General features: G+C 47.4%; 13 protein-coding genes and 1 pseudogene. 10 read left to right on the top strand and 4 right to left on the bottom strand.

Going from position 1 to position 14,823, the window contains the following annotated elements; genetic code table 11:
• Positions 1 to 62 precede the first annotated feature (62 nt).
• Entirely contained in the window at positions 63 to 431 is a 369-nt protein-coding gene (locus AC4PME_RS17635) for a hypothetical protein (RefSeq protein ID WP_491046297.1), read from the top strand.
• Between the two features lie 122 nt (positions 432 to 553).
• Positions 554 to 2,074 carry a M20/M25/M40 family metallo-hydrolase gene (locus AC4PME_RS17640; protein ID WP_491046296.1) on the top strand — a complete coding sequence of 507 codons (1,521 nt, stop codon included), beginning with the start codon at positions 554 to 556 and terminating at the stop codon, positions 2,072 to 2,074.
• Between the two features lie 57 nt (positions 2,075 to 2,131).
• Here the strand turns inward: AC4PME_RS17640 and AC4PME_RS17645 are convergent, their stop codons facing one another.
• Positions 2,132 to 5,116 carry a TonB-dependent receptor gene (locus AC4PME_RS17645; protein ID WP_491046295.1) on the bottom strand — a complete coding sequence of 995 codons (2,985 nt, stop codon included), beginning with the start codon at positions 5,114 to 5,116 and terminating at the stop codon, positions 2,132 to 2,134.
• 472 nt (positions 5,117 to 5,588) lie between these two features.
• Here AC4PME_RS17645 and AC4PME_RS17650 point away from each other — a divergent pair, with 472 nt between their 5' ends.
• The gene (locus AC4PME_RS17650) at positions 5,589 to 5,945 is read left to right on the top strand and encodes a hypothetical protein (protein ID WP_491046294.1); all 357 of its coding nucleotides are present in this window, start codon (positions 5,589 to 5,591) and stop codon (positions 5,943 to 5,945) included.
• A gap of 21 nt (positions 5,946 to 5,966) precedes the next feature.
• Here the strand turns inward: AC4PME_RS17650 and AC4PME_RS17655 are convergent, their stop codons facing one another.
• Both AC4PME_RS17655 and AC4PME_RS17660 read right to left on the bottom strand, forming a co-directional pair.
• Positions 5,967 to 6,389 carry a universal stress protein gene (locus AC4PME_RS17655; RefSeq protein ID WP_491224556.1) on the bottom strand — a complete coding sequence of 141 codons (423 nt, stop codon included), beginning with the start codon at positions 6,387 to 6,389 and terminating at the stop codon, positions 5,967 to 5,969.
• 65 nt (positions 6,390 to 6,454) lie between these two features.
• Positions 6,455 to 7,744, bottom strand: a pseudogene (locus AC4PME_RS17660) (FMN-binding glutamate synthase family protein); the annotation flags it as partial.
• Positions 7,745 to 8,137: 393 nt separating this feature from the next.
• Between AC4PME_RS17660 and AC4PME_RS17665 the strand changes: the two are divergent.
• From AC4PME_RS17665 to bfr (AC4PME_RS17675), 3 genes are all read left to right on the top strand, one after another.
• The gene (locus AC4PME_RS17665) at positions 8,138 to 9,715 is read left to right on the top strand and encodes a cation:proton antiporter domain-containing protein (protein ID WP_491046292.1); all 1,578 of its coding nucleotides are present in this window, start codon (positions 8,138 to 8,140) and stop codon (positions 9,713 to 9,715) included.
• Positions 9,716 to 9,844: 129 nt separating this feature from the next.
• Complete coding sequence (gene bfr / locus AC4PME_RS17670; protein ID WP_119501389.1) at positions 9,845 to 10,321, top strand: bacterioferritin; 477 nt, start codon at positions 9,845 to 9,847, stop codon at positions 10,319 to 10,321.
• On the top strand, positions 10,321 to 10,788 hold the full coding sequence (gene bfr / locus AC4PME_RS17675) for a bacterioferritin (protein WP_119501390.1): 468 nt from the start codon (positions 10,321 to 10,323) through the stop codon (positions 10,786 to 10,788). Before bfr (AC4PME_RS17670) ends, bfr (AC4PME_RS17675) begins: the two co-directional genes overlap by 1 nt.
• Positions 10,789 to 10,820: 32 nt before the next feature.
• Here the strand turns inward: bfr (AC4PME_RS17675) and AC4PME_RS17680 are convergent, their stop codons facing one another.
• The gene (locus AC4PME_RS17680; RefSeq protein WP_119501391.1) at positions 10,821 to 11,273 is read right to left on the bottom strand and encodes a hypothetical protein; all 453 of its coding nucleotides are present in this window, start codon (positions 11,271 to 11,273) and stop codon (positions 10,821 to 10,823) included.
• A 230-nt stretch (positions 11,274 to 11,503) separates the two neighbouring features.
• Between AC4PME_RS17680 and ccoN the strand changes: the two genes are divergently transcribed.
• Genes ccoN through ccoP form a run of 4 tightly spaced genes read left to right on the top strand, consistent with a single transcriptional unit; the run spans position 11,504 to position 14,694 of the window.
• Positions 11,504 to 12,937 (top strand): cytochrome-c oxidase, cbb3-type subunit I, encoded by a 1,434-nt coding sequence (gene ccoN / locus AC4PME_RS17685; RefSeq protein ID WP_490708872.1) that lies wholly within the window; start codon positions 11,504 to 11,506, stop codon positions 12,935 to 12,937.
• A gap of 12 nt (positions 12,938 to 12,949) precedes the next feature.
• Positions 12,950 to 13,555: a cytochrome-c oxidase, cbb3-type subunit II gene (ccoO, locus tag AC4PME_RS17690; RefSeq protein WP_119501392.1), complete on the top strand. Its 606-nt coding sequence runs from the start codon at positions 12,950 to 12,952 to the stop codon at positions 13,553 to 13,555.
• Position 13,556: 1 nt separating this feature from the next.
• Positions 13,557 to 13,730: a cbb3-type cytochrome oxidase subunit 3 gene (locus tag AC4PME_RS17695; RefSeq protein WP_119501393.1), complete on the top strand. Its 174-nt coding sequence runs from the start codon at positions 13,557 to 13,559 to the stop codon at positions 13,728 to 13,730.
• Between the two features lie 4 nt (positions 13,731 to 13,734).
• On the top strand, positions 13,735 to 14,694 hold the full coding sequence (ccoP, locus tag AC4PME_RS17700; RefSeq protein WP_490708871.1) for a cytochrome-c oxidase, cbb3-type subunit III: 960 nt from the start codon (positions 13,735 to 13,737) through the stop codon (positions 14,692 to 14,694).
• Positions 14,695 to 14,823: the final 129 nt, after the last annotated feature.

Raw genomic sequence — 14,823 nt, forward strand, 5'->3', positions numbered from 1 at the left:
CCGCATTGACTCCCCTCTGACTTCTTCGCATTATAGCCGCCTGATTGTCCATTGATGTTGCTATGAAAAAGTTTCTTCCTCTGTTAACGCCTGTTTTTTTATTTGCCTGCCAGCCTGAAAATAATATGGCCGGTTTAGACCGCGTTTATGTTACGCCAGTCACACTGTCCTGTGTGGCGGAAACCATTCAAAGTGAACCTTTTGTATCCGGGTTTAAAGCCACTGATGATGTGTTCCATTTTAATATTGATGGCTACGAAACCCGTATGCTGAATAAAACGCTGGGCGGCAAAATTTCCGGCTATGCCATGACAATAAATGGCATGCACAAGGGAGACGAACCCAATGCTTTCTATAAAATAGTGCGGGAATTTGAAACGCAAATCTATACCCATATTACAGAGCGTTGTTACGGAAAATCAAAGTCGTAAGGTTAGGATAAATATCCTTTTTATAGCCAAAAACACAGATAATCCGGTCAGGATACCTTTTAACATGGTGTAATTCTGTTCAGAATGGTATTTCACACACGCATTCAACCCGGAATTTCATCATGGACAGACCTTTTTCTTTTCTGCGTAAGTCGCTGCTCAGTGCGGCCATTGTCAGTATTTTCTCAGCGCCGGTATCTGCCGGCACCGAAGATGCTGTAAAACACATTCTTCCTGAATACCTTAAATACCTGACATTACCCAACGTAGCGAAAGAATCGCCGTCTGATATTAAAGCGGTGGCTGAATGGACCCGCGATACTTACCGGAAACACGGACTGAATGCCAAGCTTCTTCCTGATGGTCAGACACCTATGGTATATGCCGAATACATGGAAGCAGGTGAAGATGCGCCGGTCGTCCTGTTCTATGCACATATGGACGGACAGCCGGTAAATCCGGAACAGTGGGATCAGGAAAGTCCGTGGCGGCCAGTGCTTAAAACCCTTGAAGGTGACAGCTGGCAAAGTAAACCTATGACTGCCCTCACCTTCACAACGGATCCTGAGTGGCGCATTTTTGCCCGTTCAGCCTCTGATGATAAAGCGCCCATCATGATGTTACTGGCTGCTATTGATACATTGAAAGCGGAAAACAAAAAACCGGCTGTGAATATCAAAGTGCTGCTTGATTCACATGAAGAAGGCGGGCCTCCTACCCTAATCGACGTGATTAACCGGAATAAAAACCAGCTTCAGGCCGATGGAGTCGTTATGCTGGACGGACCGATGCATCCGTCGAACAGACCTACACTGGTTTTTGGTCACCGTGGTGCATCTATGGTGAGACTGACTGTATTTGGTCCGGCATCCGACAGCCATAGCGGCCATTACGGTAATTACGCTGCCAATCCGGCTTTCCTGCTTGCTGATTTGCTTGGCAGGATGAAAGATGATGATGGCCGGGTGACGATTCCCGGCTACTATGATGCAGTTAAATTTGATGATGATTATGCCAGCGCACTGGATGCCGTACCCGCAGATGAAGCGGCTTTAATGAAGCGGCTGGGCATTGCAACAACAGAGAAAGTGGCCGGAAACTACCAGCGGGCAATTAACTACCCGTCTTTAAATATTAACGGGCTTTCTGCTGCCAGCACGGAAGCGACCCGTACCATTATTCCCGCTACAGCAACGGTGACAATGGATATCCGTACAACGAAAACAGCGACAGCAGAACGTCAGATAAAACTGGTTAAAGATTTTGTCATTGCACAGGGCTATCATCTGGTTGAAGATGCGCCGACAGCCAAAGAACGGGCGGAATATCCCCGTATTGCCCGCTTTATCTCGCATACCGGCACGGCTGCATTGCAAACGCCCCTGGATGAACCCTTGGGACAGTGGGCATTAACAGCCTTGTCTCATGTCAGTGATTCTGAACCGGTTATTATTCCCATGATGGGAGGCACTGTACCTACCTCGCCGCTGGTATCCGGTTTGCAAAAACCGGTCATTCTGCTTCCCCTTGTGAATGCAGACAACAACCAGCATGCACCGAATGAAAATCTCAGGCTGGGCAACTTCTTCAGCGGCACCGAAACCCTGTATCAAATGTTCACAACGCCGTTGACGCAGGAATAACGAAAACAAAAAGACCGCCTTCCGGCGGTCTTACTTTCTGTCGTTGTTTACGGTAGATCAGAATTGTACGGTGACTGACAGTTGCAGTCTGCGCGGATTGTAATAATCTCTTGGCTGACCGAACTCCTCAGACGTCACGTACGGGTTATAGTCGTAACCGGTTTGCTTATTAAACACGTTGAACAGATCTGCACGGAACTTCACGGTATAGTCGCTGACATCCCAGTTTTGCGTGTAGTTCATATCCAGCTGCCAGTGGCTTGCACCACGGCGGCTTCCTGCAGGTTCTGCATAACGGCTGATCCCCGATGCGTAACCGTAAGGTGTGCCATCCCATGCTGTCCAGGCTTCACCTGACTGGAAGATAAAGTAAGCACCGATGTTGGCATCCCAGTCGGTGGTGTAATAACCGAACACTTTCACTTTATGGGGTTTGTCGCCTATCAGCTTACCGTAGCGGTTGTCCCATGGCATACGGCCTACACCGTCACCGTAGTATGAAGAACCGATGAAGGTGTTCGCATCGTTAGTCGTGGTGGTGCTGTCCTGGTCGAAGTTACCGTAGTAATGACTCCAGGTATAAGACGCATTCAGGTAAGTACGTTCACCGTACCATTCTGCTTCAGTACTCCATTCCCAGTATTTGGTCTGGCCACCATCTACTTCAGCGACCACATAAGAAGAGCCGCCGACTTCTGCACGCAACTCATCCAGATTGTCGATATAAAGCCCTTTCGCGGCGATATCTTCAGGTACCGCGCCACCTTCATATTCACCAAACAGGCGGGCATTGTTGGGCATGTCTTCCCAGAAATGGCTGCCGTAACGGAAACGTACGTGTGAACGCAACATCAGATTATTGCTCACAGCACGGGTCGTTCCCACGGTGTACTCATCAATTCTGCGGGGACGCATGTTATCGGCAAAGAACTTACCGGATGAGCCGGCTTTGTTACCTGATGTCAGATAATCGCCATTTTCATCAAACTGAACCTCAACCGTTGCACGGGAATTTCTGTCCCAGGACGCGGCACGGGCCAGGGAGCTGGCATTGGGGTTATAACTGGCGTAGTTGGCGAAAACCGTGCTTTCATCTTCGTACTCCCAGGTTACGCCTAACCGGGGCTGCACCATGTCTTTCCAGTCTACAGTGTACATTTTATAAGGGTTTCCGGGCGCAACTTCATATCCGGAAATATTCTCACTGTTTTCAGCCAGGCCCTGTCCGTACAGTACATCTTTTGACACCAGTAATCCCACGTTATACGTAAAATCACCGTGTTCAATGGTATCGTTGATCTCAAAATTGAAGGACTCTGCTGAAGACAGAATTGACGGTGTAACGGAACCATCTACCGCAAGACTCATTTGCTGAACCTGCGCAACGTAGTAGGCGCCGGGATACTCGGCATCTATACCGCCAACGTACTCTATGAAACCCCAGCCATTAGATAACCTTGCCAGATCTTCGGAAATTTCTTCCCATTTAAAGCCGGCATGAATGGTGTGATAAGTGTTTCCGAACATGCTCTCAGTATCGAAAGCAAGCTCAAAACTTTCACGTTCGAAAGACTGCCGGTTATACTGTGAATAAGCACCGACACCGCCGCCACCTGTCATTTCACCATCGTCGCCCACGTAGCCGTATTGTTGCACCAGTGGTAACGCACCAGTATTAAACTGAATATCATCAGCAGTCAGGTCGCCAGTCCGGATACTGGGTACGCTGAAATACCCCATTTCATCCAGTGCACTAATATCAATAGAGTCGCCGATAACCGGTGTAACTCCGGTTAGTTCTGTGTCCGGCGTGTCGATGAAGTCTTCTTTATATTTACCGTATTTAAAGGAAATGCTGGAATCACCAATCAGCCAGGAGCCGTCCAGCGAGTAGATACTCAGGTTAGAGTCTGAACCCACAGATACGCTGTCTGCTTCGAACTCACCAATTGACGAGCCGGACACGTTCCTTTCAGAATCACGGATACTGGCATTTAACAGCACATCCGCGGTAGGTGCCCAGGTGAGCTTACCAAAATATTCACTCCGCTCACTTTTATAATCTTTTGTTGCGCCGTAGGCTGTTTCTTTGCTGCTGCCGTCGACAACCGGACGGTAAAAAGAACCGTAGAAATATAACTCATCTTCAATCAGCGGTCCGCTCACAGAAGCAACAATCCAGCTGCTGTCCGTGTCTTCAATAACACCGTCTTTGGGCGTTGCTGAAAACGAAGAAGGCTGAATCCGGTATTCCACACTGCCGTGAAATTCGTTTGTCCCTGATTTGGATACCGAGTTAACTGCGAAACCGCCTGAACGGTTAAAGCCGACAGCTTTTGCGCCCCCGCGATCTACCGATACGCTGGCAATATCATGGGTTGAAGGTTCTGACGACAAGTTCCCGAACATGGGCATTGAAAGGTCGACACCATCAAAGCCATAACTGTTATCAACACCGGAGCCACCCGCAGACGGACCGAGGGTACCGTTTTCAGAATACTCCACGCCGGGCAGAATTTTCAGCATGTCACGGTAAGTCTGACCGGTAGGCAGAGACTGGATGACTTCTGCACCGAACGAGTTGGTGAGGGATGAATCGCCGGTAGTCACAAAAGGACTGCCGGTAATGGTGATCACTTCTGTGTTGTCCGGCGAATAAACGAAGTTGATTGCTGAAGCCTGCTCAAGCAACACTCTGGTGCTGAACTGCCGGGTATCGCCATTGGGAAGCGTAAATGTGACCTCGTACTCTCCCGGTACAAGAAATGGCATCGTAAATGTACCGTCTTCCCGGGTTGTGGCAGAGCGGTCTTTTGGCATGACGGGGCTGCTGGCAACTACCTGAATTCCCGCGACGCTGGTACTGCCGTCGCCTGCGGTCACCTGCCCCTTAATGCTACCTGTTTGTTGTTGCGCTAAAGCGGGTGAAGATACTGCGGCTACAGCAAGACATAAAGGCGCGGCGAAAGATGCGGTCTTCCATGTTTGCCGGATTTGTCTGGTGAGATAGCGTGCCGCGAAACGTGCTTTTTCCTTTTTCATAGTGACACCTGTTGTAATGTGTGAATTATTATTACCGGAACGTTACGTTTTTATTATGACTGAACATTTAACAGACAGGATTGCGCCCAGTCAAGAATACTTTGTTCAGAAATATTTATTATGCAGTAATAATTTATCACGATAATTCAAATGTCAGATCTGAAAAGAAGGGCAAGAAAAATCAGAAGCAGCCGGCATATCCATAGCCAACACGCTATTTTAAGGCTGTTTAAGCATTAAACAGCGTTTTAGGTAATGAAAGAAGCCGGTCATGAATCATAACCTGAGGTTATAGACTTTAGAATGAAATGAATATCTGTATAAATGGGAAGTACGCTGGTATTTTTTTATTCCTTAAATCCGGCAATATTCATAACGTAATTATTCAAAACGAATAGCAAATGCAGCAAGAAATCAATCTGTTTTCCTTTTCATGCCGTAGCAAAAGTAACTGCAAACAGGAGCTATTACTATGTCATCGGAAATCAAAGAAAAACACGCTAAGTTGCTTGCTGAAGTCATTACCCAGTCGTCACACTGGAAGCTTCAACCTGAGAAAAAGTCCCCTTTCCATTCTGCTGAGGAGGCATTCAAGTACATTGAATCCCATAATGAACCGCTCTACGTCGTAGTGCCGGTAAACGGTGACGATAATGACGTACTGGTAAAAGTGTCGAGTGAAGAAGATGATGTGTTGTTTGAGACCGTATCAAATGAAGACAAAAAGCAGGCGAAAGTACATTACTCTCATCTTAAGCTTATCGAAAGCACAGTTACAGAGCTGGTTAACAGCCAGTTGGAAGAAGGAAAGAAGGCGGCGTCAATGTGACACCGCCCGGGTGTCCTGACGTTAAACTTTAACGGCCAGCACGTCTGTTTTCACACCGTGTAACACCGCATTCGCGGTGGATCCCAACAGTAACCGCATGCCGCTACGACCGTGGGTACCGATGACAATTAAGTCACTTCCCAATTTTTCCGCTGCAGCATGAATTTCATCAGCTGCAGCCCCTACAACCACATGAGTGTGAGAAACCGGAATGTTATGCCGGTGCGCGATCCCTTCGAGTTTCTCTTTTGCCTGCTGGCAGATTTCATCAGAAAAATCACTTTCGAGAAACAGCCCGTAAGGCTCGATACTGGTTTGGGGATAGACAACATAAAGCAGGTTCAGCTTCACGTTGTTACCCGCCAGTTGCATAGCCCGGTTAACCACGCCTTCATAATCAGAATAAATATCGATAGCAACAAGTATTGAGTCGTAAGCAGCCATAAATGTCTCCGGTTTTTCTTTCACTATAGAGCATAGTCAGACAACAATCTTGATACGCATCAATTTTAAACCGCTTTAGTGTCTTCTTCTATTTTTGCCAGATGACTCACAGGCATAAAACTCCTCGGGCTGGCTTCTGCCACATGCAGTTTGAATGCATCAGCAATTTTATCCGTTAAAAAACTGCCCCGCTTTACCAGCGGAAAAATCTCGTCGTAGCGCATAACCTGTGTCTGGTTAACCCTGCGGAAAATATGCGTGCGGTTCAACGACGAATGAGACTGATGACCGGTGGAAGACAGAATATCCATAAAAGCAGTAACCGTCTTTTTATGAAAGCGGTACACACGCTCGTATTTGTCTTCAACAACCAGCCCTCTTGCCAGTTTCGGATCCTGGGTGGCTACGCCGGTAGGACACTTATTTGTATTACAGGACAAACTTTGCACACAACCAAGAGACAACATCATTCCCCGGGCACTGTTACATAAATCTGCTCCCAGACTCAGGTTTTTAACCAAATCAAATGCAGTTATTATTTTCCCGGAGGCAATAAGTTTAATTTCCCGTCTTAAATCAAATCCTATGAGACAGTCATCCACGAATGCCAGTGCTTCACGCAGCGGAAAGCCGATAGAGTTGGCATATTCCAGCGGCGCTGCACCCGTCCCGCCTTCACCGCCGTCTACAGTGATAAAATCCGGACATATACCGGTTTCCACCATAGCCTTACAAATGGCGATAAACTCGCTCTTTCGTCCCAGTGACAGCTTAAACCCCACCGGCTTACCCTCTGACATATCCCGTAAATCGCGGATAAAATGCATCATTTCAAGAGGGGTTGAGAATGCGGTATGTCTAGGCGGCGAATCTACCTGAGTACCCGGTTCAACGCCTCTGACACGGGCAATTTCTGGTGTATTCTTATGTGCAGGCAATATTCCGCCATGGCCCGGTTTAGCCCCCTGAGACAGTTTTATTTCTATCATTTTCACATTCGGGTGACGGGCTTTCTCTTCAAATAATTTCCCGTTAAAGGTACCGTCATCATTACGGCAACCAAAATATCCTGTACCGATCTGCCATACCACATCACCACCATTGTCCAGATGGTACGGTGTCAGACCACCCTCACCTGTGTTATGGCTGAAACCACCTTTGGCCGCCCCCTTATTCAGCGCCTGCACGGCGTTAGCACTGAGTGCGCCAAAACTCATGGCTGAAATATTCAGCACACTGGATGCATAGGGTTGTTTACAGGCTGAAGATCCGATTACTACCCTGGGATCCTCTTCCATTTCATCAATTTCCATTGCTGAAAGAGAATGACCAATCCATTCATACCCATTTTCAAATGGTGATTCTGCCTCAGATCATAAAGTGCAATGAGAAGACAAAGTCCGGTGAGAGGAAGCAACCACAAGAGATAATGCCAGACCAGTGTCAGAGCGGCATTTATCAGAAAGATAAGGGTTAAACTTACAATAATTCGTTTGTGCATAGTGCCTGTTCCGGTAATAACTGCGCCGTATTACGCTTTTAAGCGTAAGACCATAACAAAGATCATGAAAAGAAAGGCATTTTTTCGCTCACAGGGTATTTCTGATATGTCGCCATCTTAACGTAAAGAACCCTCGTTATTGTTGAGACAGATCAGATAAATAAGGACAATCAAAGATTTACAAAATGATGTTGTTATCGCATCCTTTTATCAGGCTTTTTTAAACCGGAATAGATCAGCGGGTTTCATGGAATATACATTTCTTCTCTTTGCTTTCGTGTGTGGACTCTCAGTGAAAATGATAGGCATACCACCTCTGGTAGGATATCTGGTTGCCGGTTTCGCGCTGAATGCTGCAGGACAACAAATGACCGGCGAGCTGCAACATATTGCAGATCTCGGGATCACCATCATGTTGTTTACCATTGGCCTGAAGCTTAATGTCCGCGATCTCAGCAAACGTGAAGTCTGGGCCGGCAGTATCGCCCATACCCTTATCTGGGTTGGTATTGTTGCCGGAGCGCTCTACATACTGGCTGCTGTTGCTGCATTCTGGTTCGGTGACATATCTTTTGAATCAGCTCTACTGATTGCCTTTGCGTTAAGTTTCAGCAGTACCGTTTGTGTTATAAAAGTCCTGGAAGAAAGCGGAGAAAGCAAAACCCGCCACGGAAAACTGGCCATCGGCATACTGGTTATGCAGGATGTGTTTGCAGTGGTGTTCCTAGTCGCTGCAACGGGTAAACTGCCGTCAGTCTATGCGCTGGGCTTGCTGGCTGTATTCCCGCTGATGCCGCTGCTTAACCGTATTATCGATAAATCAGGTCACGGCGAGTTACTGCCACTTACCGGGTTTGTGCTTGCGCTGGGCGGATACCACCTGTTTGACCTGGTGAATATTAAAGGGGATCTCGGCGCCCTGCTTACCGGAATCATTCTGGCTAAACACCCCAAAGCCACAGAGTTGTCCAAATCATTGCTGGCTTTTAAGGATTTGTTTCTCATTGGCTTCTTTTTGTCTATCGGCCTGACGGCCCTGCCGGATTTCAATATGATCATGGCTGCACTTATTCTGTGTGTATTCCTTGCCGTTAAAGCCGCGCTTTTCTTCGGTTTATTCACCTGGCTGCGCTTACGGGCGAGAACCAGCTACCTCACTTCACTGGTACTGGGGAACTACAGTGAATTCGGCCTCATAGTCGCCGCATTAGCAGTAAGTCTGGGAATGCTGAGCGAAAGCTGGCTGGTCATTATTGCCCTGGCCGTTTCTATTTCATTTGTAATTACCAGCATCATGTACCGGAACAGTCACGGCCGGTATCTGCGTATTAAAAACGGCATTCAGAAATTCGAAAGCCCTGTCCGCCTTAAAGAAGACATTTATCCGGTGGTCACTAATGCCGAGTTCCTTGTTATCGGGATGGGCCGTGTAGGTCTGGGTGCATTTAACTCTCTGCATAAACTGGCCGACTCTGCTGTATGGGGAATGGATGCCGACAGAGTTAAAATAAACCGCCTGCAACAGGAAGGACTCAATGTTATCTGCGGAGACGGTGAAGATGTGGATTTGTGGGAAAACCTTGATACCTCCAACGTAAAGCTGATCCTCCTTGCTTTACCCTCTATTGAGGACGCGGTGAATATTACCCGACAGCTACAGTTCTCTGGATACACCGGTAAAATCGCTGCCATCGCCCGCTATGAAGATGAGGTGGAAACCTTATTAAGTAAAGGTGTAGACAAGGTATTTAACTTTTTCACCGAGGCAGGCCTGGGTTTTGCTGAAGAATCATTGGCTTATGTTAATGATTCATCTGCTAAATAGAGGACTAATAAGAACACAGGACGACATGGAAATTGTTATCATTTGCATACCATTGATTTATAAAGATTTTTTTTGATTTAACGCAAAGATTGCCATATACTGTGTGCAGTTAATTTAAGGAATACCGTTATGAAAGGCGATAAACAAGTCATCGCGAAACTCAACGAAGTATTGACCAGTGAACTGACGTCCATCAATCAGTATTTTCTGCATGCACGGATGTTTAAAAACTGGGGCTTCGGCGAGCTCAACGAAAAGAATTACAAGAAGTCCATCAAAGACATGAAACAGGCTGATGCTATCATCGAGCGCGTTCTGTTTTTAGAAGGACTTCCGAACCTGCAGGCACTGGGCAAGCTGTATATCGGTGAAGACACCGTAGAGATGCTTAAGTGTGACAGCCGTTTTCAGCTGGAACAAATTCCCCTGCTGAAAGACGCCATCAAGCTATGCGAAGAAAAGCAGGATTACGTAAGCCGTGACCTGCTGGAAGATATTCTGGAGTACGAAGAAGAGCATCTCGACTGGATTGAAACCCAGGAATATCAGATTGATGCAATGGGTCTTGAAACGTACCTGCTAAAACAGATTGAGGGAGATGACTAATGAAAGGTAACGCGAAAATCAATGACGCGCTGAATGAGCTGTTGTCTTATGAACTGGCAGCAATGGATCAGTATTTCATTCACTCTCAGATGTATCTGGACTGGGGCCTGAACAAGCTTTACGAGCGTATCAACCATGAGTTTGATGACGAAAAAGGCCATGCCACAAAACTGATTGAACGCATGCTGTTTTTAGAAGGCACGCCTGACATGGTTACCCGTACCGGCTATAAGGTTGGTCACGACGTACCGTCAATGCTGGAAAGTGACTTACGCGTTGAATACGAAGTCGATGCTAAACTGAAAGAAGTTATCGCCTTGTGTGAACAGGAAAATGACTACGTTACCCGTGATATCCTGGTTGAATTACTTGACGACACGGAAGTAGATCACGCTCACTGGCTGGAACAGCAACTGGGCCTGATTAAGCGCCTGGGTCTGCAGCTTTACATGCACTCACAGATGTAAGCCGGATTGTTTCGATAAATGCCCTGACATGTTCAGGGCATTTTTGTTTCGAAGAACATCACGTAGGGGTCCGGTTTATCTTTTACATGGATCAACATTTTCCAGCGCATTTGTGGCTCAGAACAACTCCCCAGCATAAACCATCCGGACCAGCTGCCTTCTTTTATCCGTTCTGCCAGCACCGGCACCTTGCCCATATACATGTTTACCCCTTCAATCCAAACACTCTCAATTTGTTGAGAAAAGGGTAAAGAAAAGTTAACTGTTATCGATTCTTCTGCCTCCGGTATACTTTCAAACGTGGCAGAAACCTTATTTTGTTCATGGCCAATTTCACAGGTCAAATTGACAAATGTACACGGATTGCCTAAACCGTTATCTATGTCTGTTGTTGTTACCTGTTGCTTTGAAAGATACACACCCAGCGCCAGGATCAGAATGAGTGTGGGAATGATGAATTTTTGCGCTTTTTTTGTTGTTTTCATGTGAAAATTATACTGTAAATAGCGACGGTTTATTACTACCTTTGACGGAGATCAACCCCGACTAGTTTATGGTATCTTTTTGTAAATAAAAATCTTATTATCCGCGTACCAGCTGACCTGTCTATAATTACAACAGAATTAAAAAGGTCAAGCGTTAAGCCTGCAACTTGCGCAAAACCGGAATCCGGCAGTTGGAAACCCATTTACCATTGAAGTGGAATATCAATCAAATGAGTGAAATAAGCCAAGCACAACCTGATTACAACTATAAAGTAGTCAGGCAATTTACCATCATGACAATCGTCTGGGGTATTATCGGCATGGGGCTGGGAGTATTTATTGCTGCGCAATTGTTTGCTCCTGCACTTAACTTCGATACACCCTGGCTGACGTTTTCCCGATTAAGACCGTTACATACCAACGCAGTCATTTTCGCTTTCGGCGGATGTGCACTGTTTGCAACGTCTTATTATATTGTTCAGCGTACCAGTCAGGTACGTTTATTCAGCGACAAACTTGCTGCCTTTACCTTTTGGGGCTGGCAGGCCGTTATCGTTCTTGCTGTTGTCACTTTGCCCTTCGGCATTACTTCCAGCAAGGAATACGCTGAACTTGAATGGCCTATCGATATCCTTATCGCGCTGGTCTGGATTGCTTACATCATAAATTTTTTCGGTACCATCATCATTCGTAAGGTATCGCACATTTATGTAGCAAACTGGTTCCTCGGCGCGTTTATGCTTACCGTAGCAGTGCTCCACATCGGTAACAGTATGGCGATTCCGGTTTCCTTCACGAAATCTTATTCACTGTATGCAGGTGCGGTGGATGCCATGATGCAGTGGTGGTATGGACACAATGCGGTTGGCTTTTTCCTGACAGCGGGTTTCCTTGGCATGATGTACTACTTCGTGCCTAAACAGGCGGGACGCCCGGTGTACTCTTACCGCTTATCCATTATTCACTTCTGGGCTCTGATTTCACTATACATCTGGGCCGGTCCTCACCACCTTCACTTCACGGCGCTGCCAGACTGGACGCAGTCCCTGGGTATGGTGATGTCGGTTATTCTGTTCGTGCCCTCCTGGGGCGGCATGATCAACGGGATCATGACGTTGTCAGGTGCATGGCACAAGCTGCGTACGGACCCGGTGCTGCGTTTCCTGATTGTTTCATTGTCTTTCTACGGCATGTCGACCTTTGAAGGCCCGATGATGGCCATCAAAACCGTCAATGCGCTGTCTCACTACACCGACTGGACTATCGGTCACGTTCACTCAGGCGCACTGGGCTGGGTAGCCATGGTGTCCATCGGCTCTGTATATCACCTCATTCCTGTATTGTTCGGACAACGTGCAATGTACTCCACCAAACTGGTGAACGTGCACTTCTGGCTGGCTACTATTGGAGTGGTGCTTTACATCGTTGCCATGTGGATGTCCGGTGTACTGCAAGGTCTCATGTGGCGAGCAGTGAACGCCGACGGAACGCTGACCTACAGCTTCGTTGAGTCACTGGAAGCCTCCAAACCCTTCTATGTGGTGCGCTTTATCGGTGGTTTGTTTGTGGTTGCCGGCATGCTGGTGATGGCCTACAACACCTGGAAAACTGTACGTGCGCCCAAGGGCAGCATTGCAGCTGAACCCGCCGCGCAGGCAGCATAAGGAGTCGTTGTTGTGAAGAATCCACATGAAATAATTGAGAAAAACATTGGCCTGATGACTGTGCTTATTCTGATTGCTATCAGTTTTGGTGCTTTAGTTCAAATTTTGCCGCTGATGTTTCAGCAACAGGTACTTGAACCGGTTAAGGGATTAAAACCCTATACAGCACTGCAACTGGAAGGTCGCGATATCTACATCCGTGAAGGGTGTGTTGGCTGTCACAGCCAGATGATTCGTCCGTTCCGTGCCGAAACAGAACGTTACGGCCACTATTCAGTTGCCGGTGAGTCGGTATGGGAGCATCCCTTCCTGTGGGGTTCAAAACGTACCGGTCCTGACCTGGCGCGTGTTGGTGGCCGCTACAGTGACGAATGGCACCGTGTTCACCTGATTAATCCCCGCAACGTGGTACCGGAGTCTAACATGCCCGGTTTCCCGTGGCTGGCAGAGAATACGCTCAGCGGTGAAGATACCGCGAAGAAAATGGAAGTGTTCCGCGGCTTTGGTGTGCCTTACACCGATGATGATATCGCCGGTGCACAGGCGGCAGTAAAGGGTAAAACAGAAATGCAGGCCCTGATTGCTTACCTTCAATCCCTCGGCACATATCTGAACTGATATGGATCAGGGAATAGCGGGCAGCATTTTTACTGTCGTAGTGTTTGTTTGCTTCATTGGCGTGGTCTGGTGGGCGTTCAGCGGTCGCAATAAAAAGCGATTCGACGAAGCGGCCAACCTGCCCTTTGCCGACGAAGTGAAAGAGAAATCTCAAAAGAATAAGCAGGAGTCTTGAACTCATGAGCACGTTTTGGACAATTTGGATCTCAGTGATCACGCTGGGTACCATTATCGGCTGCTTCATCCTGTTACGCTGGGCACTGGCTAATAAAACCGGTGTAGCAGAAGGTGAAGGCATGGGGCACGTCTTCGATGGTATCGAAGAAATTAATAACCAGTTACCCCGCTGGTGGACTATTTTATTTTACGTTTGTATCGTCTGGGGCTTTGTGTACCTCGCTTTGTTCCCGGGATTAGGTGCATGGCAGGGTTTCCTTGGCTGGAAAAGTTCGAACCAGAACATCCAGTCACTGGAAGAATCTGCTCAGGCCCGTGCTGATGCGAAAGAGAACGGATTACTGGTTAAGTACGACCGCGAGCTGGATCAGGCTGCGGAATTGTATGACCCGATTTTCAAAAAATACGCGGCAGTACCGGTTGAAGAACTGGCCAATGATCCTGAAGCAGTCAAAGTAGGACAACGTTTGTTTTTACAAAACTGTTCCCAGTGTCACGGTTCTGATGCAAGAGGCGCCAATGTGGGCTTCCCTAACCTCACCGACGACGACTGGCTTTACGGAGGCAGCGGCGCAAAAATTGTTGAAACCCTTACTCTGGGTCGTCAGGCCGCTATGCCTGCATGGATTGCTTCCATGGGTGAGCAAGGTATCAAAGAGACGGTTGCCTATGTACTCAGTTTGAGTGGCCGGGAACAGGAACCTGAAATGACTGCGCTGATTGATGACGGAAAAGCCCGCTTTATGGTGTGTGCTGCCTGTCACGGCATGGACGGTAAAGGTAACCAGTTACTCGGTGCGCCGAATCTGACTGATAATATCTGGCTGTACGGTTCTTCTGAACAATCGGTCACTGAAACGCTCACTTACGGCCGGAATGGCGTGATGCCTTCATTCAAGAAAACCCTGGGTGATGACAAAATTCACGTTGTGGCCGCCTACGTGTACAGCCTGTCTAACTGACCCCGGTTAATTACACTGCTGTCATTCAAAAAGCCCTGTTTTCAGGGCTTTTTTGTGTGAAAATACAAACAGACCTTGATGGAAATCATCATAGTAAGTTTCATTTCCTGTAATCTTGCACCTTCAGTT

The sequence above is a fragment of the Alteromonas sp. genome (assembly GCF_984505615.1).

Bases quoted from the DNA above. Each gene is read 5' to 3' on its own strand.
- AC4PME_RS17635 (WP_491046297.1), top strand. From the start codon at position 63: ATGAAAAAGTTTCTTCCTCTGTTAACGCCTGTTTTTTTATTTGCCTGC.
- AC4PME_RS17640 (WP_491046296.1), top strand. From the start codon at position 554: ATGGACAGACCTTTTTCTTTTCTGCGTAAGTCGCTGCTCAGTGCGGCC.
- AC4PME_RS17645 (WP_491046295.1), bottom strand. From the start codon at position 5,116: ATGAAAAAGGAAAAAGCACGTTTCGCGGCACGCTATCTCACCAGACAA.
- AC4PME_RS17650 (WP_491046294.1), top strand. From the start codon at position 5,589: ATGTCATCGGAAATCAAAGAAAAACACGCTAAGTTGCTTGCTGAAGTC.
- AC4PME_RS17655 (WP_491224556.1), bottom strand. From the start codon at position 6,389: ATGGCTGCTTACGACTCAATACTTGTTGCTATCGATATTTATTCTGAT.
- AC4PME_RS17665 (WP_491046292.1), top strand. From the start codon at position 8,138: ATGGAATATACATTTCTTCTCTTTGCTTTCGTGTGTGGACTCTCAGTG.
- bfr (WP_119501389.1), top strand. From the start codon at position 9,845: ATGAAAGGCGATAAACAAGTCATCGCGAAACTCAACGAAGTATTGACC.
- bfr (WP_119501390.1), top strand. From the start codon at position 10,321: ATGAAAGGTAACGCGAAAATCAATGACGCGCTGAATGAGCTGTTGTCT.
- AC4PME_RS17680 (WP_119501391.1), bottom strand. From the start codon at position 11,273: ATGAAAACAACAAAAAAAGCGCAAAAATTCATCATTCCCACACTCATT.
- ccoN (WP_490708872.1), top strand. From the start codon at position 11,504: ATGAGTGAAATAAGCCAAGCACAACCTGATTACAACTATAAAGTAGTC.
- AC4PME_RS17695 (WP_119501393.1), top strand. From the start codon at position 13,557: ATGGATCAGGGAATAGCGGGCAGCATTTTTACTGTCGTAGTGTTTGTT.
- ccoP (WP_490708871.1), top strand. From the start codon at position 13,735: ATGAGCACGTTTTGGACAATTTGGATCTCAGTGATCACGCTGGGTACC.